Here is an 18,486-nt window from a genome sequence, read left to right as displayed (position 1 = left end):
TAAAAAGGAAAGGTTTGGTTTGACAGTCAATCGATTGTCAAATCAAACCTTTATCTATTTATAGAACGAAAAATGAAAATGAGGGATGCGCTATGCAAAAACAGAAAAGTTTTGATAAGCAAACAACAAAAGGAAAATTGTATCTTGTCCCAACTCCTATCGGCAATCTAGAAGATATGAGTATTCGTTGTTTAAACATATTGAAAGAAGCAACGGTGATTGCTAGTGAGGACACAAGAAACACACAAAAATTGCTAAATCATTTTGAGATTACGACACCACAAATTAGTTTACATGAACATAATTACAAAGAGCGAATTCCTCAACTGATTACACGATTGCTGAGCGGCGAAACGATTGCCCAAGTTAGCGATGCAGGGATGCCTTCAATTAGTGATCCTGGTCATGAATTGGTTACGGCATGTCTTGAAGAAGAACTGGCAGTGATTGCCTTGCCAGGACCTACGGCAGGAATGACCGCTTTGATTGCTTCAGGTCTTTTACCACAGCCATTTACGTTTTATGGTTTTTTACCAAGAAAGAAAAAAGAACAGAAAGACGTGTTATCAGAATTAAAAGAAGAACGGCCGACACAGATTTTTTATGAGTCCCCCTATCGGATTGCGAAAACGGTAGCAACGTTTGCTGAAGTCTATGGTCAAGAACGCCCCGCGGTGATTTGTCGAGAATTAACAAAACTTCATGAAGAATATTTGCGTGGTACCTTAGGAGAACTAACAGAGTATTTAGCAGAAAATACGCTAAAAGGCGAATGTTGTTTATTAGTGAGCGGATTTACTGGTGAGAAAGAGACAATAGCAGCAATGCCGGCTATTTCTCTCAAGGAACATGTGCAAGTTCTAATGGAGGAAGAGGGACGGAGTTCCAAAGAGGCAATCAAAGAAGTGGCTAAATTGAGAAATGTAAAAAAACAAGAAGTATATAAAGAATATCATTCCATTTAAAAAAGGAGAGAAACATGAGTAATTTATTGAGAGCAGAAGGCGTGTCTTATCAAGTAAATGGTCGTAGCATTCTTTCTGATATTGATTTGTCATTTGAAACAGGCAGCAATACAACAATTATTGGTCCTTCAGGTAGCGGGAAAAGTACATTTTTAAAAATTTTATCTTCATTATTAAGTCCTACAGAAGGCGAAATTTTTTATCAAGAAGCGCCAATTACTACAATGCCAATCGAAACATACCGCCAAAAGGTGTCTTATTGTTTTCAGCAGCCAACTTTATTTGGTGAAACCGTGTATGATAATTTGTTATTTCCATTTACTGTCAGACAAGAAGCGTTTAATCAAGAAAAAGTCGTAGCATTGCTCCAACAAGTGAAATTGCCCGCTACTTATCTTGAAAAGAAAATAGCCGAACTCTCTGGTGGTGAGCGACAACGGGTTGCTTTGCTACGAAACATTATTTTTGTACCAGATGTTTTATTATTAGACGAAGTTACAACGGGATTAGATGAAGAAAGCAAACAAATTGTTAATCAATTGTTAAACCAATTAAACAAAGAGCAAGGAGTCACGCTGATTCGTGTCACGCATGATACCGAAGAAATTCAGCAAGCACAGCAAGTGATTCGTATTGTAGCAGGAAAGGTGGCACCGACAGATGGATTTAGCAGTTAATAATTTATCCTTATTTTTTTCAGCCATGCTAGTGGTGGTCGCATTAATTATTAGTACTAAAGAAAAATTAGGTTTTACAAAAGATATTATTATTAGTGTGATTCGAGCAGTCATTCAATTAGTCGCAGTCGGCTATTTATTAAAATATGTTTTTCAAGTCAATAACCTGATTTTAACGCTCGTCATGGTTTTGGTGATTGTTTCCAACGCAGCCTTTAATGCAAAAAAACGCAGCCAGCAATTACAAAAGGGCTTTTTGATTTCTTTTATTGCAATTGGTTGTAGTACAGGAATTACCATTGGTATTTTGATTTTTTCTGGTTCTATTAAGTTTATTCCTTCTCAAATCATTCCTATCAGTGGGATGATTGCTAGCAATTCGATGGTGGCAATTGGTTTATGCTATCGCAATTTAGATACTCTTTTTCAAAACCAACGGCAAGCGGTAATGGAGAAACTAGCATTAGGTGCAACTATCAAACTCGCCTCTTTACCAATTATCCAACAAAGTGTCAAAACGGGGATGGCGCCGACGATTGATTCTGCCAAAACTGTTGGAATTGTTAGTTTGCCTGGGATGATGTCAGGCTTGATTTTTGCGGGCGTTGATCCTGTCCATGCGATAAAATATCAGATTATGGTGACTTTTATGTTGCTATCAGCAACAAGTATTGGTTCAGTAATCGCAACTTATCTTGCCTATAAAGGCTACTATAATCAACAAAAACAATTGGTCGTATAATTAAAAAGCTGGAAATCTGTGACTGTAACTTCACGGGTTTTCAGCTTTTTATGATTGAAATAAAGAAGTTTCAATTTGAAAAAGAACGGACGTTCGTATATAATGGAGGAAGGAGGCGAATCAAAATGATGAGCGAATTACGTTTTCCCTTAAAAAAAGATACGTCGAGAAAAATTATACATATTGATATGGATGCGTTTTTTGCTTCAGTTGAAGAGCGAGATCATCCAGAGCTAGTAGGACATCCGTTAGTTATTGCGCGCCATCCAAGTGATACTGGGGGCAAAGGAGTGGTGACCACAGCAAATTATATTGCTCGACAATACGGCATTCACTCGGCTATGAGTGCTCAAAAGGCGTATGAACTATGTCCAAGTGCCATTTTTAAGCCAGGTAATTATCAGAAATATAGTGAAATTTCTCAAGAAATCCGTGAAATTTTTCGCCGTTACACTGATGTGATTGAACCAGTATCTATTGACGAAGCGTATTTAGATGTAACTGAAAATAAGGCCAACAGTAAGTCGGCTATTAAAATTGCAAAAATGATCCAATATGATATTTGGCATGAATTGCATTTAACTTGCTCGGCAGGTGTTAGTTACAATAAGTTTTTAGCCAAGTTAGCATCAGATTTTCAGAAACCAAAGGGCCTGACAGTTGTCTTACCGGAAGAGGCCGAAGATTTTTTGAAAGCATTACCGATTGAAGACTTCCACGGAATCGGGAAAAAAACAGTGCCTAAAATGCATGAACTAGGGATTTTTACCGGAGCAGATTTATATAAGCAAGATGAGATGACGTTGATTCGGTTATTCGGTAAAATGGGTTATTCATTGTATCGTAAAGTCCGCGGTATCCATGATGCGCCAGTTCAAGTGACTAGAGATCGTAAGTCAGTAGGGAAAGAACATACTTACGGCACCCCTTTAACGACGGAAGAGCAGGTTACGGCTCAATTGAGACAATTAGCAGCAGGGGTTGAACGCGCGTTGCAACGAGTGCAAAAGCATGGCAAAACAGTAGTCCTAAAAGTTCGTTATACTGACTATACGACGATTACGAAACGTGTGACATTACCTGAATATATTTCTAAAAAAGAAGAACTTTTCTATCAAGCGAATTTAATTTGGGAAGATATTTTAGGTTTAGAACAAGGAATCCGTTTATTAGGCATTACTTTAACGAATTTAGATCCACTAGCGTATGAAAACATTGTCTTACCTTTATGGGAAAAAAGTTAGCCCTTTAGACACATCCTCAAGAGATGGCTAAAGGGCTAACTTTTTTAAATTGATTTTTTGATTTGTTCATAAGACGTTTCGGCATCATGACATTTTTCCCAAATAACAGCTTTGCCAGCAGCAAGTGATTTGGGCACATCAATGATGCGTTGATTACTACTGCCACGAAATTGTAAATTTAAATTACGTTTTGCCAGTTCAAAGCGCCCATCGACTAAAATATCAATTGAATGGAGTAGTTCAAGCTTATCAGGCGTTTCTAAAAGTAGTTCTTCAAAGGTATACCCTGACCAAGACCAGATATCTTTGGCTGAGCCGAATGTTTCCCGCACACGTTTGACTACGCTAAGGCAAACATCTGTATTCAGAAAAGGTTCACCGCCCAAAAGAGTTAAACCTTGGACATAGTCATGGGACAAATCTTCAATAATCTGATTCATTAAAGATTCTGTAAACGGCGTACCATAATTGAAATTTTGGACAGCTTTGTTAAAACAACCTTCACAAGCAAAGAGACAGCCACTCACATATAAACTATTGCGTACACCTTCGCCATCAACAAAGTTGAACGCTTTGTAATCGGCAATCTTTTTTTGGCTGTAGTCTTCGGTTTTCCATTCTTGTGGTTTCGGATTACGCATCAGCAAAACTTCTTTCTATAGAATAATCGAGTTTAATTTTTTAAATGTTTCACACGAGAGGAAATTTCTTTGTGACGACCGTGTACCATGGGGCGAGCTTGTGGATTACCTAAATAACCACAAGTCCGTTTAACGACATCACAAGTCTTAGGATCATGATTGCCACACTCTGGACATTCAAAGCCACGTTCGGTCGGGTTGAAGTCCCCTTCAAAACCACAGGCATAACAATGATCAATTGGCGTATTGGTTCCTAAATAGCCAACTTTGTCATAAGCGTAATCCCAGACTGCTTCAAGTGCTTTGGGATTTTGCTGTAACATGGGGTATTCACAGTAGTGGATAAAACCACCAGAACAGTATTTTGGATAATCCTTTTCAAAATCAAGTTTTTCAAAAGGTGTTGGATTTTTGCGTACATCATAATGGAAACTGTTTGTGTAATATTCTTTATCTGTAATATTTTCGACGAGACCAAATTTTTCAGTATCTAAACGACAAAAACGGTCAGTCAAGCTTTCGCTTGGTGTAGAATAGACACTAAAATGATAGCCATATTCATTGCCCCAGTTGTCGGCATTTTTTTTCAGTTCTTTTAAAATATCGAGTGTAAAGTTTTTGGCCTCTTGATTGTCTTCCCAAGCACCGCCGTAAAAGGCAGAAGCCACTTCATACAAGCCAATATAACCAAGTGAAACCGTGGCACGTTTGTTTTTAAACAGTTCATCTACGGAATCCTGTGTAGCTAAACGTTTTCCGAAAGCGCCATACATGTATAAAATCGGCGCATTCGCCGGTTTAGCTTCTTTAACTCGTTCGACACGATAAACCAAAGCATCTTTAACGATTGCCAACCGTTCATTTAAAATTTGCCAGAACTTTTCTTGACTTCCTTGCGCTTCTAAAGCAATTCTTGGTAAGTTCAAGGTCACAACGCCTAAATTCATGCGGCCAACATTTACTTCTTCACCTTGTTCGTCTTTCCAGCCTTGTAAAAAGGAACGACAGCCCATCGGTACCTTGAAACTACCTGTCAGTTCAACGATTTTATCATAGTTTAAAACATCAGGGTACATGCGTTTCGTTGCGCATTCTAGTGCCAGTTGTTTAATATCGTAGTTTGGATCAGTAGGTTGCGCATTAACGCCTCGTTTAATCGTGAAAATCAATTTTGGAAAAATAGCTGTTCGTTTTTCAATCCCTAAGCCATTGATTCGGATTTGTAAAATCGCCCGTTGAATTTCTCGTTCAAACCAGTTGGTACCTAAACCAAATCCCAGAGAAGTAAACGGGGTTTGTCCATTGGAAGTAAATAAGGTATTAATTTCATACTCAAGACTTTGCATGGCATCAAAAATATCTTTTTTCGTTTTCTTCTGAGCGAATGCTTTTTGGCGTTCTTCTCCTTCAATCCATTCTTGCGCATCTGCTAAATGTTTTTCATAATTGCGTTCCGCAAACGGCGCTAATAATTCATCAATCCGATCGGCAGAGCAACCACCATATTGACTGGAAGCTACATTGGCAATAATTTGAGAAATTTGTGCAGTGGCCGTTTGAATTGATTTTGGTGATTCAACATCAGCGTTCCCAATTTTAAAGCCATTGTTTAGCATGCCTTTAAAATCAATTAAACAGCAGTTTGTCATGGGAGTATAAGGATGATAATCCAAATCATGGTAATGAATGTCGCCTTTTTGATGGGCATTAGCCACGTGTGAAGGCAACATCTTTAAACCAATCGATTTCCCAACAATCCCAGCTGTTAGATCACGTTGCGTATTAAAAACATCGCTGTCTTTGTTGGCATTTTCGTTCACGACAGTCTGATCTTTATTAATTAATTTACCAATAGATACATTAATATCAGTCGCTTTACTACGCTCAAAATCACGTTGTGTTCTGTAATGAATGTATTCTTCGGCTAAGGCATATTCATTGTTGGATAGGAGGGTATGTTCCACAATATTTTGGATTTCATAAATTTTTACGTTATTGGTAAAACGTTCGGCAATTTCTCGATTGACATCGGCAACAATCGATTGGACTTTTTGATGGGTCAAAGGAGTAACTTGGTCATGTATTTTTTGTTCAGCTTTGATCAAAGCGTCGTATATTTTTTGATCATCGAAAGTCACTAAACGACCATCTCGTTTGACGACCTTAATTGTTGAGAGATTGACATCCTCGGTTTTTTCATCAGTAATCTTCATCATTTTATCCAGCTCCTTATATCTCGTTAGTAACTATCCTAATACAAAGACCGACTAAATTCAATCGATATATTGCGTATTTTTAGTAAAATATCACTAGACAAACACTATATATTGTGCTTGTGGTGTTTTGAAAAAATATGAAAACAAATGAAGAAAAGGATTGAGTAAATTTTTTTACGTGAAAAAATTTTTTTGTCCAAATTAAAAAACAGCAAAGATTTTTTTGCCAATTCGCTAAAAGAAACACTAAAAAATAACAATTATTAAGTAATAATTGTTTGCGGATTTATTCACGAAATGACAATTATTCTTTGACTACCGAACGATATTGTAAGATAAAACGATGTTCATTCAGATTTTTTCTTGGTAAAATAAGAGTAATAACAAAACGTTGGAGCGAGAAAAATGAAAAAAATTGTAGAAGTAAGTCATGTCAGCAAGACATATGGTCGTTTAAATAATAAAACAGAAGTATTAGATAATATTTCATTTACTATTGATGAAGGTGAATTTGTGGGGATTATGGGTCCCAGCGGTGCTGGAAAATCGACACTGTTGAATGTCTTATCCTCAATCGTTTTACCAACCGCAGGAATTGTGCGCATTGCCGGACAAGATATTTTAAAAATGCGAGATAATCAATTAAGTGATTTTCGGAGAAACGAAATGGGGTTTATTTTTCAATCGTTTAACTTAATTGATACGTTAAATGTGAAGGACAATATTCTGTTGCCTTTAGCTGTAGAAAAAGTTTCATTAGAAGAAATGGATAAACGTTTGTTACATGTGACTTCGATTTTGGGGATTCAGGAGCTTTTATCTGCTTATCCACCAGAGATTTCTGTGGGACAAAAACAACGGGTAGCAGCTGCTCGTGCTTTGATTACGAACCCTAAAATTATTTTTGCAGATGAACCCACTGGCTCACTGGATTCAAAATCAGCAACAGAATTGTTGAAATATTTAGCTGAAATTAATCTACATGATGATGCCACAATTTTGATGGTGACACATGACCCGTACACGGCCAGCTTCTGCAATCGCATCTTGTTCATTAAAGACGGTGCGATTTTCTCAGAAGTTGTTCGTCAAGGATCACGTAAGGAATTTTTTAATCGTGTGATAGATATGCAAGCAACGATTGGTGGAGGCGGGCGCGCAAATGATTTTTAAACTATCATTAAAAAATTTAAAAGCTCACGTACCTAATTATCTGGTTTATTACATTAGTATGACTTTTGCAGCAGTCGTTTATTATTGTTTCCGCGCGATTGCTTATAACCAGCCTCTGGTCGCAGGTGCAGGCCGTGATATCGAAATTAAGCGATCTTTAGGACTCGGTAGTACCTTAGTCACCATTATTATTTTGGGCTTTATGTTGGCAGCAAATCGCTTTTTTATTGGCAAACGTAGCCAAGAAATTGGGTTGTATCGATTAATTGGCTTGAGAAAGAGTCAAGTTTCACTAATTTTCTTAGTGGAAAATTTAGTTTTAGGCTTTGTTTCGCTAATTAATGGGATTATTTTAGGAGTGATTTTCACCAAGTTGTTTTCAATGATTTTAGCCAAAGTTATGTTTTTAGAAGTGCCCAGTTTCTTCTATATTTCTTGGCGTTCTGTTATTGAAACCGGTGTAGCTTTTGCATTTATGATTTTGATCGTCTGCTTAAGAAGTATTTGGATGATTTATCGATATCCATTGTCGCAGCTTATGCATCAAGAAAAAATTGGTCAAATTAATTATAGTCGTTTAACGAAACGGCGGCAGTTTCTAGGTATCTTAGGACCTATTTGTTTACTGGCTGGTTATTTTATTGCGTTTGATTTTCGTAATTTAGCGACAGGTATTGTGTATAAACAATTAAATAATTCACTTGATATCTCGATTCCAATGATTATTACGTTGACACCTTTTATCATTTTGGGTCTATGTGTGGTGGGAACTTATTTATTTTTCCGTTATACCATGTATTTTATCATTCGCTTATTTAATCATAGAAAAAAATGGTATTACCAAGATTTACGCATGATTACTTTAGGCAACGCCAAACGTTACTTATTTAAAAGTAGCAAAACACTCACTGGTTTGACCTTGTTAATTGCGACAGCCTTGAGTGGGATTGGCGTGATGGTTTTTGTGTATACGATTAGTATGCACAAGGTCAACAGTGATGGTCCCGTAGATTTTTTGGTTTCGCAGGAAAGCTATCCTAAATTGAAGAAAGTTCTCGATGAAGCAGCGGACACCAAAATAAAAAATGAAGTGACACTTTCTTATAAAATTACTGGAATTGAACGCAGTTTGCGAATTGGTCAAACGCAAGAGGAACAGGAAACGATTGAAGCAGTTAATGTTTTATCCTTCTCCAATTATCGCAACTATCAAAAAATTAATCCTTATTTGAAAGATCTGCATTTAAAAAATGACAAAAGTGTTATTTATATGGATAGCTTTACCAATATTTTAAGTGGTATGTCTCGTTATGAATCGAAACTGCAATTTGTTGAAGGGGAGACGGCACAACTGCAACAAGTGCTACCTAACTATCTAGGCAATTTTTTATTGCAATATTTCTTACCAACAATTGTCGTTTCCGATGCCCTTTACCAGAAAGTGACAAAAAATTCCATTCAGTATCAGATTAAGGCTGTAAATATTGACACGAAAAGCCGTGAAAAACTTTATGAAGCGGTAAATAAACAAATTGCCACAGAATGGCAAGCGCCAATTTTGTATAAGTATGAAAAAACCAACCAGCAGTTGAGTGGTTTTGCCAAACGAATGCCAAACGAAACGGCGAATAATACGCAAGATGATGTCACGGAAACTTGGCGGCTAAATATTAATGATCGCTATGCATCTTTACGCTATGAACGAAAAATTAACGGTTTGACTTTATATGTCTCTATGTTTGTGGCGGTTTTAGCGTTGTTTATTACGGGAAGTATTTTGATGTTACGGCAACTGTTTTCCGCTGTGAGCGAGCGTCAAGATTACGTGACCTTAAAAAGGATGGGTGTTTCTAGTAAAGCGATAACTAAGCAAATTTATCGACAAAATAGTTTGATATTCTTTCCGCCGATGGTCATTGGGATTTTGCATACCACCTTTGCCATTTATTTGTTAAGCCAATTTATTAAGAGTCCAGGATATTTGTTAGTATATCTTTCTTGTGGAATCTTAATAATTGTTTATCTAATTTTTTATATTTTAACGTCTGCCATTTATGCACGGATGATTCGACACATCCATTTTTAAAGAAACTGTAAAAGCCGTTTTGAAGCGGTTTTTACAGTTTCTTTATGCGAAAAAATTATGAGAGTTCAGTTTATGAAAATCATGAAAATTTAAGAAGTGACGAAATTGTTAGTTTTTTTATTAAATTGTAAGAAATTTCAATGGACTTTGCTGAAATATAGCATAAAATAATGGATAGCGATTAACCTTAGGAGGTGAATGATAATGAAAACAACTTTTCAGAAAATTCTCAATAACGAAAGTCTTAAATTCATCGGTAAAACGTTATTTTATTCTTTCATTGTCATTGCATTAATTTATCTTTATCATTACAAGAATATCAATGGAGGAACCTTCATTTATAACGAGTTTTAAGGAGGCGGCTATATATGGAAAAAGTAATTAATATGATTCAAACGATTGATGAATGGGCACGTAAAGAACCCCAACGTCCTGTTTATTTAACCGAAGAAAAAGTCTCTACGTATGGAGAGTTAAAAGAAAAATCAGACAATCTAGCCGCTTATTTAGCTGAGCTGAAAACGGACAAGTCAGCGATTGTCGTATACGGAGAATTAGATTTTGAAATGATTGTGAGTTTTTTAGGCGCATCGAAAGCTGGTTTTAGCTATATCCCCATTGATGCACATACACCAAAAGAACGCATTGAACTAATTCTAAACGTAGCCAAACCAACCGCAGTTATTGCTGTGCATGAATGGCCTGAATTAGCCACCGAAGTGCCAGTAATTACGGCGGAAGAATTAACAGAAATGATGAGGCATGCACCCCGGCATGCGCCTGCGTTGGCGCCTGTCACAGGAGCAAGTAATTACTATATCATTTTCACTTCAGGGACAACTGGCGTACCAAAGGGTGTGCAAATCAGCCATGATAATTTAGTTAGCTTTACGAATTGGTTGTTGCAAGATTTTGGTTTAGAAGAAGGGGCACGCTTTTTAGCACAGGCACCTTATTCGTTTGATTTATCGGTGATGTCTATTTATCCCGCATTGGCGTTAGGCGGCTCATTAACTCCGTTACCCAATAAAATCATTAACGATTTTAAGCAATTATTTACGCGTTTGCCACAATTAACGATCGACGTCTGGGTTTCAACACCGTCCTTTATTGAATTGTGTCTAATGGAACCAACCTTTGATGGTGAACATCTACCAGCACTGCGCACGTTTTTATTCTGTGGAGAAGAATTACCAAAACCAACGGCTGAGAAATTAGCCGCTCGTTTCCCAACTGCGCATATTTATAATACGTATGGGCCGACAGAAGCGACTGTAGCGATTAGTGCCATTGAAATCACCCAAGAAATTTTAAAAAATGTCCAACGTTTACCAATCGGGTATGTGAAAGAGGATACGCAAATTTATATTATGGAAGGCATGTCAAAATTACCTGCAGGTGAAATTGGTGAAATCGTCATTGCTGGACCAAGTGTTTCCAAAGGCTATCTAAATAATCCTGCGAAAACAGCTGAAGCTTTTTTCCAATTAGATGGCGTACCAGCTTATCGCACAGGCGATGCTGGAAAGTTAGTCGATAACCTATTGCAGTATGAAGGACGCTTAGATTTTCAAATTAAGTTGCATGGCTACCGCATTGAGTTAGAAGAAGTGGATCATCACTTAACGAATGTTTCCTACGTGAAACAAGCAGTCGTTGTGCCGAAATATCAAGGAAATAAAGTCCAACAATTAATTGCCTATGTCGTTCCGCAAGCACATGAATTTTCAAGTGATTTTCAATTAACTAAGGCAATTAAACAAGAATTAGCCACGTTGACAATGGACTATATGATTCCGCAAAAATTTGTATATGTTGAACAATTACCTTTGACAAGTAATGGCAAAATTGATCGGAAAGGGTTGATGAATGAGGTGAATGCCACATGATGAATTTTCCTCATATGATTCCCTATAATGCACCGTATTACTTTGTTCTGCTAATTGCGGCCTTGTTGCCGATGATTTTAACTTTAGCCATTAAAGGGACACGTTGGCCTTGGTACCAAACACTTGTGACACTGGTCTTTTTATATATCAGTTTTGGTGGCGAATTTTGGCAACAAGGAGTCGCTCTGATTGTATATGTTATTTATCAAACGTTACTAACGTGGGGCTATGCGGCTTATCGAAAAAATAAAAATGCAGGTTGGGTCTTTTATCTGGCTGTCTTTTTAGCTATATTACCGCTTGTTTGGGTGAAAGTTTCTCCCTTCATGACAGGCAAAACAACCTTACTTGGCTTTTTAGGGATCTCTTATTTAACCTTTAAAGCGGTCCAAGTGGTCATGGATTTACGGGATGGCGTAATGAAAGAATATCATCCGTTTCGTTACATTCAGTTTCTCTTGTTTTTCCCGACTATTTCTTCAGGACCCATCGATCGTTATCGGCGCTTTGAAAAAGATTTGAAAAACCCGCCGAGTGCGGAGAAATATTTAGACTTTTTAGAAAAAGGAATTTTTTATTTATTTCTAGGATTTTTATATAAGTTTATTATCAGTCATTATCTTGGTGGTGTCTTTTTACCACATGTGGAAAAAATGGCCTTGGCACAAGGTGGTTTATCCTGGTGGACAGTCGGCTATATGTATAATTACAGTTTGTATCTATTCTTTGATTTCGCAGGCTATAGTTTACTGGCCGTAGGCACAAGTTATTTAATGGGCTATGATACACCAATGAACTTTAACAAACCGTTCCTAAGTTGGAATATTAAAGAATTCTGGAATCGTTGGCACATGACCTTATCTTTTTGGTTCCGTGATTACATTTACATGCGCTTAATGTTTTTCTTAATGAAAAAGAAAGTCTTTAAAAGTCGGATCGTGACTTCTAATATTGGCTACTTTGCGTTGTTCTTAATTATGGGCATTTGGCATGGATTAACGTGGTTCTACATCGCTTATGGGCTCTACCATGCAACACTAATTTGTGTAACAGATGCTTGGCTACGTTTTAAGAAAAAACATAAAGACAAGATACCATCAAACAAATTTACACATGCATTTGCAGTCTTTTTAACTTTCCAAGCGGTTTGTGTCAGCTTCCTGATTTTCTCAGGATTTTTAGACAAACTATGGTTTAAATAAACAAAAATAAAAATATAAAGGGGCAATTTATAATGAACATTCAAGAAACAGTATTAAACATTTTAGAAGATATTACAGGAACAGACGAAGTTGTGAACAATCAAGACATTCAATTATTTGAAGAAGGATTATTGGACTCTTTAGCAACGGTTCAATTATTAGTAGAAATTGAAGGACAATTAGGAATCCAAGTTCCTGTATCAGACTTTGACCGTGAAGTATGGGGAACACCAAAACAAATCATTCAACAAGTGGAAGCTTTACAATAATGTCTAGAAAAAAACGACTAATCAGAATCTTAGGTCCAGTGCTTTGTTCAGCGGTCTTGGTTGCAGTGTTCTTTTTTGCACCGTTCAGAATCAATTTAACTTCCGAAAAAACGTTGAAGGAAGCATCAACGTCAATGGCACCGAACGTTTTAAAAGGCAATGTGATTAAAAACAAAGCAGTGGCTTCTGGTAAATATGTTCCTTTTTTTGGCTCTTCTGAATTAAGTCGATTTAGTGCTTTCCACCCTAGTGTGCTCTCTGAAAAGTATCAACGGAACTACCGACCGTTTTTACTAGGAGAAGCGGGCACACAGTCATTAACCCAAGCAATGGTCATTCATTCGATGGGCGATGCGATTGCCAATAAGAAAGCGGTCTTTATTTTATCTCCGCAATGGTTTGTCAAAAAGGGTGTACCTAATGATAGTTTTGGTGCACACTATTCACAATTACAAACCTACCAATGGTTAGCTAATTTAACCGAATTAACCAGCGGTGACCAATATCTAGCACAACGTTTGACCAAATTTCCAGTTGTTCAAAAAGACAAAGTCTTAATGGAAACTTTGGCAAATCTGCAGGCAGGGCAACTTCCCCAACGCTCTCAACGAGATTATTTTATAATGAATCTCCGTTTCTTGAATCGTGAAGATGAATTGTTTAGCCAAATTGGCATGGTTAGCAGAGAACCAATTGTTGAAAAAGATATGAAACAATTACCTGCTACTTATAATTTTAATGAATTAGATCAGCTAGCTGGAAAAATTGCGGCAAAAGCCATTAATAATAATAAATTTGAAATTAGTAACGGTTTTTATCGCCAACGGATTAAACCAGTTTTACCGAAATTAGCTCATTCACAAAAGAAATGGGATTATCGTTTTTCTCCAGAATATGGTGATTTCCAAGCTGCGTTAGAACAGTTAGCAGAAAAAAATGTTGATGTTTTATTTGTAATCCCACCTGTTAACAAACGTTGGTCGGACTATACGGGCTTGTCACAAGATATGTTGCAGCAAGTAGCGCGCAAGCTGAAATATCAACTTCAAGAGCAAGGCTTTACGAACATTGCTGACTTTTCAACATGTAGTAATGAACGCTACTTTATGGCAGACACGATTCATTTAGGTTGGCGTGGTTGGCTGGCTGTTGATCGTCGAGTAGATGAATTTATGAAACAACCTGCGCCTAAAAATTTAGCCTATCAAATTGATGACCGTTTTTACCAGACAGACTGGCAACAACAAAATCCATTGGCCTTACCTCAGTTTTAAGAAGGCAAGATAAATCAAGCACCAATTATTTTGGTGAAGAGGACTAGAAGTACCTCGTAACAATGAAAATAGCCTGTACCTGCCGTTGAACAACGAGCGTGCAGGCTGTTTTTTCGTTTACTTTTAGTGGAGAACGTTGCTCAATTTATTTTTGTAAGTATTTTTTTAGTTCGTGGTATAATGGATAAAATTGGTTTTTGAGGGGAGTTATTTTTATGGATGCAAAAGAAGAAAAAATGTTAATTGAGTTAACAAGTGCTAAAGGGATTGCTGGAAATGAAGACGAAGTCCGTTCGTTATTTAAAAAGTATGCAGCACCTTATGCGGATAAATTTTTATATGATGGCCTAGGCAGTATTATTGCAAAAAATGTTGGTGATAAAGAAGGACCAAAAGTCTACATTTCTGGGCACATGGATGAAGTCGGGTTTATGGTCACTCAAATCACAGAAAAAGGCTTTTTAAAATTCCAAACTGTTGGCGGTTGGTGGGGCCAAGTGATGTTGGCCCAACAAGTCCAAATTAAAACCACCACGGGGAAGGTTTACCATGGTGTCATTGGGTCTAAACCACCGCATGTGTTAACAGCGGAAGTTCGTAACAAACCTTATGAGATTGCAGATATGTTTATTGATATTGGTGCAAGTAGCGAGCAACAAGTCGCAGAATGGGGGATTCACCCAGGGGATATGGTGACACCCTATATTGATTATCGTCGCATGAATGATACAAAATTTTTATTGGCAAAAGCGTGGGATAACCGAATTGGTACGGCCGTTTCATTAAAAGTTTTAGAAAATTTAGCGACAGAAGGGCACCCCAATATTTTATTTGCAGGCAGTGATGTGCAAGAAGAAGTCGGGCTACGCGGTGCACAAACAAGTACGCATCTTGTGAATCCAGACATAGCGTTTGCTTTAGACACAGGAACAGCTGGTGACACACCAGGAATGACACCTAAAGAAGCCGACTCTGTTTTAGGTGAAGGGCCCCAAATTTTGATTTATGATGCATCAATGATTCCACATAAAAAATTACGTGATTTTGTTATTCAAGTGGCGGAAGAAAATAACATTCCCTTCCAATATACAGTGATTACAGGGGGAGGTACGGATGCTGGGCGCATGCATTTAACACGCAATGGGATTCCATCATTAGCTATCACGGTGCCTGTTAGATATCTGCATTCACATACCTCAGTTATTCATGAAGATGATTATTTCAACACAGTCAAATTAGTCACAGAAGTGGTGAAACGTTTAGATAAAGAAACAGTCGCTAAATTGACTAGCTATTAGTTTCAGAAAGGATGAAATGAATGAAAAGTTTAGTAACAAATTCGCAACATCGTGCCAATGCTCGCAGAGCCCTTGATGGGCAATGGGGGATTATGGCTTGGTTAACTTTCTTAGGAGTGGTTTTACAGAGCTTCTTAACATCGATTGTGCAAAATTTATTTTCTGGCGACAATCAAGTTTTTCAAAGTAGCTTTGCCGCAGTATTACTGCAAATTTTTGTTTTATTCGCGTTAAGTTATGCGCTATATTACGCAGCCTTGAAGGTGTTGCGTGGTGAAAAGGTGCGGGTCAATATTTTAATGAGTGTTTTTCAAGGAAAATATTATGGTCCGCTATTTGTGGTCAACCTACTTCAAAAAGTACTTGAACGTGTAATTGGTTTGTTATTTTTGTTACCAATTTTATTCGGTGCAGGGACAACCTTGTATTTCAAATTGATGTTTAATACCGTTACGCCAGAGGAAATCCAAACCTTTTTCTTAAATGATTTTTCCTTTTTCCTAGCGTTTGGCGTTGCCACTATCTTGATCTTTTTAATTGGTTTATTTGTGAGTGGCGTTTTTCAATTTGCTGTGTGGTTACGTTTTGATAATCCAGAACTGCCAATTATGCTGGCATTGAAACAGGCGTTATATTTAATGAAAAATCGTTTTTGGCAATATTTATGTTTACAATTTTCTTTTATTGGTTGGTATATTGTGGGCTTTTTAGCTATTGGTATCGGTCTATTATGGGTGATTCCTTATAACTATGTAGCGTTAGCTAGTTTTTATCAAACTGCCTTAGAAGAAAAAGGGTTAGCCGAAGAATAAAAAGAAGCTTGAATCCTTCGTCATCTCGACAAAGGGTTCAGGTTTTTTCTTTGGTCTTTTTGTGAAAATTTAAGCGTTTTAACCTCGTTTTTCCGTTATTTTATGGTAACATGGAAGTATCGTATTGAAGGAGGTTGTCCACACATGAAATTGACTGTCTTAGGCTGTTTAGGTGCTTATCCATACAAAGGAGAAGGAACGAGTTCCTATTTGTTAGAATCTGAAGGCTTTCATTTGCTTATTGATGCAGGCAGTACGACATTAGTGCGTTTAGAAAACTATCTAGATCCATTGAAATTAGATGCTGTCATTCTGTCGCATTATCATCATGACCATATCGCAGATTTAGGCGTTTTACAATATTATCGTCAGCTTTATCCAACGCTAGAACCGACTCCTATTTTGCCAATATATGGCCATACACAAGATCAAATGCATTTCAAAGAACTAACGCTTCCTAACGTTTCCGAAGGGAAAGAGTATTTTGAAGCAGAAGAGTTGGCAGTAGGACCATTTCTGATTACTTTTATGGAAACGATTCACCCTGTCACTTGCTACGCGATGCGGATTGTTGAAAAAGCGACCGGCAAAGTCTTTGTCTTTACAGGAGACTCTGGTTACTTAGCAAGTTTTGAAGAATTTGCAAAAGACGCCGATTTATTCTTAGCGGATACGTACTTATTTGAAGGTAATGAACGACATCATGCACATTTTACGTCAAGAGAAGCGGGTGAAATTGCCAAAGCAGCACAAGTCAAACAATTGATGTTGACCCATTTACCACAACATGGGTCATTGGAACAACTACGTGAAGAAGCGCAAAACTATGCTGGAACGGAAATTCCAGTGACGTTAGCCCAACCAGATTTAACAGTTGAGATTTAAAAAAGTAACTATACCAAGGGAGAGAACCGATTGTGATTTTTGTACCGAATGAAAATAATGACCCACGAGTGAACTTAGCAATTGAAACATATTTGTTAACAGAAATGCCTTTAGATGAGCCCATCCTGTTATTTTACATTAACGAGCCGTCAATCATTATTGGCCGTAACCAAAATACAATTGAAGAAATTAACAAAGAATATGTAGATGAGCATGGTATTCATGTTGTTCGTCGCTTGAGTGGCGGCGGCGCCGTTTATCATGATCATGGAAATTTGAATTTTAGTTTTATTATGCCCGATGACGGCAACTCTTTCCGTGATTTTGCGAAAGTTACACAACCAATTATCCAAGCATTGCACGACTTAGGCGTTGAAGGTGCCGAATTAAAAGGACGCAATGACCTAGTGATTAATGATATGAAGTTTTCAGGAAATGCGATGTACGCTACAAATGGCCGCATGTTTGCACATGGAACCTTAATGTTTGATAGTGACATTGACGAAGTTGTAAATACATTGAAAGTACGGAAAGATAAGATCGAATCTAAAGGCATCAAGTCTGTTCGTTCCCGGGTAACAAACATCAAACCATTTTTATCTGAAGATAAACAAGATATGACAACGGAAGAATTCCGCCAAGAAATTCTTTTGAAAATTTTCGGTGTAGATTCGATTGATCAAGTTAAAACGTATGAATTAACTGATCAAGACTGGGCGGCCATTAACAAAATTTCAGAGCAATACTATCGCAATTGGGATTGGAATTATGGTAAATCACCCGCATTTAACTTAGAACGTCGCCATCGTTTCCCAATTGGTTCAATTGAAATGAAAATGAATGTGGCGGATGGTGTCATTCAAGAAATTAAAATCTTTGGGGACTTCTTTGGGCTTGGTGAAATTAAAGATGTTGAAGATATTTTAACTGGCGTGAAATATGAGAAAGCTTCTTTAAAAGAAGCCATCAATCAAATTGACGTAAAAAAATACTTTGGCAATATCGAAAAAGAAGATTTGCTTGGGTTAATTTATTAAAAAAAAGACAGCCGTTTCAAACGGTTGTCTTTTTTCTAGCTAAAATAACTATTTTTAGCTTTTAGAAAGGTAGTGC

At 37.2% G+C, this 18,486-nt stretch carries 17 protein-coding genes; 15 read left to right on the top strand and 2 right to left on the bottom strand.

Annotated elements, in window-relative coordinates:
* The first annotated feature begins 92 nt into the window (after window positions 1–92).
* The 4 genes from rsmI (at window position 93) to dinB (ending at window position 3,628) form a co-directional block, all read left to right on the top strand.
* Entirely contained in the window at window positions 93–965 is an 873-nt protein-coding gene (gene rsmI, locus IGI87_RS11240; RefSeq protein ID WP_104855301.1) for a 16S rRNA (cytidine(1402)-2'-O)-methyltransferase, read from the top strand.
* A 14-nt stretch (window positions 966–979) separates the two neighbouring features.
* On the top strand, window positions 980–1,642 hold the full coding sequence (locus IGI87_RS11235) for an ABC transporter ATP-binding protein (RefSeq protein WP_317094976.1): 663 nt from the start codon (window positions 980–982) through the stop codon (window positions 1,640–1,642).
* A complete protein-coding gene (locus IGI87_RS11230) occupies window positions 1,626–2,384 on the top strand; it encodes an ABC transporter permease (protein ID WP_104855303.1) in 759 nt (252 codons plus the stop codon). The genes IGI87_RS11235 and IGI87_RS11230 overlap by 17 nt, the downstream gene beginning before the upstream one ends.
* Before the next feature lie 125 nt (window positions 2,385–2,509).
* Window positions 2,510–3,628, top strand: coding sequence for a DNA polymerase IV (dinB, locus tag IGI87_RS11225; protein WP_104855304.1), 1,119 nt, complete (start codon window positions 2,510–2,512; stop codon window positions 3,626–3,628).
* 44 nt (window positions 3,629–3,672) lie between these two features.
* Here dinB and nrdG read toward each other — a convergent pair whose 3' ends face one another.
* Together nrdG and nrdD are read right to left on the bottom strand one after the other, a co-directional pair.
* Window positions 3,673–4,269: an anaerobic ribonucleoside-triphosphate reductase activating protein gene (nrdG, locus tag IGI87_RS11220; protein ID WP_002356379.1), complete on the bottom strand. Its 597-nt coding sequence runs from the start codon at window positions 4,267–4,269 to the stop codon at window positions 3,673–3,675.
* 32 nt (window positions 4,270–4,301) lie between these two features.
* Window positions 4,302–6,485, bottom strand: coding sequence for an anaerobic ribonucleoside-triphosphate reductase (gene nrdD / locus IGI87_RS11215; protein ID WP_113794532.1), 2,184 nt, complete (start codon window positions 6,483–6,485; stop codon window positions 4,302–4,304).
* Window positions 6,486–6,890: 405 nt separating this feature from the next.
* Between nrdD and IGI87_RS11210 the strand changes: the two genes are divergently transcribed.
* The 11 genes from IGI87_RS11210 to IGI87_RS11160 all read left to right on the top strand — a co-directional run bounded on the left by IGI87_RS11210 (window position 6,891) and on the right by IGI87_RS11160 (window position 18,410).
* On the top strand, window positions 6,891–7,658 hold the full coding sequence (locus IGI87_RS11210) for an ABC transporter ATP-binding protein (protein WP_104855306.1): 768 nt from the start codon (window positions 6,891–6,893) through the stop codon (window positions 7,656–7,658).
* A complete protein-coding gene (locus IGI87_RS11205; protein WP_113794531.1) occupies window positions 7,648–9,744 on the top strand; it encodes an ABC transporter permease in 2,097 nt (698 codons plus the stop codon). Before IGI87_RS11210 ends, IGI87_RS11205 begins: the two co-directional genes overlap by 11 nt.
* A gap of 204 nt (window positions 9,745–9,948) precedes the next feature.
* Window positions 9,949–10,098, top strand: coding sequence for a teichoic acid D-Ala incorporation-associated protein DltX (locus IGI87_RS11200; protein WP_002356384.1), 150 nt, complete (start codon window positions 9,949–9,951; stop codon window positions 10,096–10,098).
* 14 nt (window positions 10,099–10,112) lie between these two features.
* Complete coding sequence (gene dltA, locus IGI87_RS11195; protein ID WP_113794530.1) at window positions 10,113–11,633, top strand: D-alanine--poly(phosphoribitol) ligase subunit DltA; 1,521 nt, start codon at window positions 10,113–10,115, stop codon at window positions 11,631–11,633.
* Window positions 11,630–12,835, top strand: coding sequence for a D-alanyl-lipoteichoic acid biosynthesis protein DltB (gene dltB, locus IGI87_RS11190; protein ID WP_002382500.1), 1,206 nt, complete (start codon window positions 11,630–11,632; stop codon window positions 12,833–12,835). The genes dltA and dltB overlap by 4 nt, the downstream gene beginning before the upstream one ends.
* A 32-nt stretch (window positions 12,836–12,867) precedes the next feature.
* Complete coding sequence (gene dltC / locus IGI87_RS11185) at window positions 12,868–13,104, top strand: D-alanine--poly(phosphoribitol) ligase subunit DltC (protein ID WP_002356389.1); 237 nt, start codon at window positions 12,868–12,870, stop codon at window positions 13,102–13,104.
* Window positions 13,104–14,378, top strand: a complete 1,275-nt coding sequence (gene dltD, locus IGI87_RS11180; protein WP_438737047.1) for a D-alanyl-lipoteichoic acid biosynthesis protein DltD — start codon at window positions 13,104–13,106, stop codon at window positions 14,376–14,378. Before dltC ends, dltD begins: the two co-directional genes overlap by 1 nt.
* 215 nt (window positions 14,379–14,593) lie before the next feature.
* Entirely contained in the window at window positions 14,594–15,676 is a 1,083-nt protein-coding gene (locus tag IGI87_RS11175) for a M42 family metallopeptidase (RefSeq protein WP_164982969.1), read from the top strand.
* A 20-nt stretch (window positions 15,677–15,696) separates the two neighbouring features.
* Window positions 15,697–16,488, top strand: coding sequence for a DUF975 family protein (locus IGI87_RS11170; protein WP_104855311.1), 792 nt, complete (start codon window positions 15,697–15,699; stop codon window positions 16,486–16,488).
* A 144-nt stretch (window positions 16,489–16,632) separates the two neighbouring features.
* Window positions 16,633–17,373, top strand: coding sequence for an MBL fold metallo-hydrolase (locus IGI87_RS11165; RefSeq protein ID WP_104855312.1), 741 nt, complete (start codon window positions 16,633–16,635; stop codon window positions 17,371–17,373).
* 32 nt (window positions 17,374–17,405) lie between these two features.
* The gene (locus tag IGI87_RS11160) at window positions 17,406–18,410 is read left to right on the top strand and encodes a lipoate--protein ligase (protein WP_113794529.1); all 1,005 of its coding nucleotides are present in this window, start codon (window positions 17,406–17,408) and stop codon (window positions 18,408–18,410) included.
* Window positions 18,411–18,486: the final 76 nt, after the last annotated feature.

Source organism: Enterococcus sp. DIV1444a, from assembly GCF_051712125.1.
Lineage (GTDB): Bacteria > Bacillota > Bacilli > Lactobacillales > Enterococcaceae > Enterococcus > Enterococcus faecalis.
The sequence above is the reverse complement of the archived record's forward strand: the minus strand, read 5'-3'. Positions and strand labels throughout refer to the sequence as shown.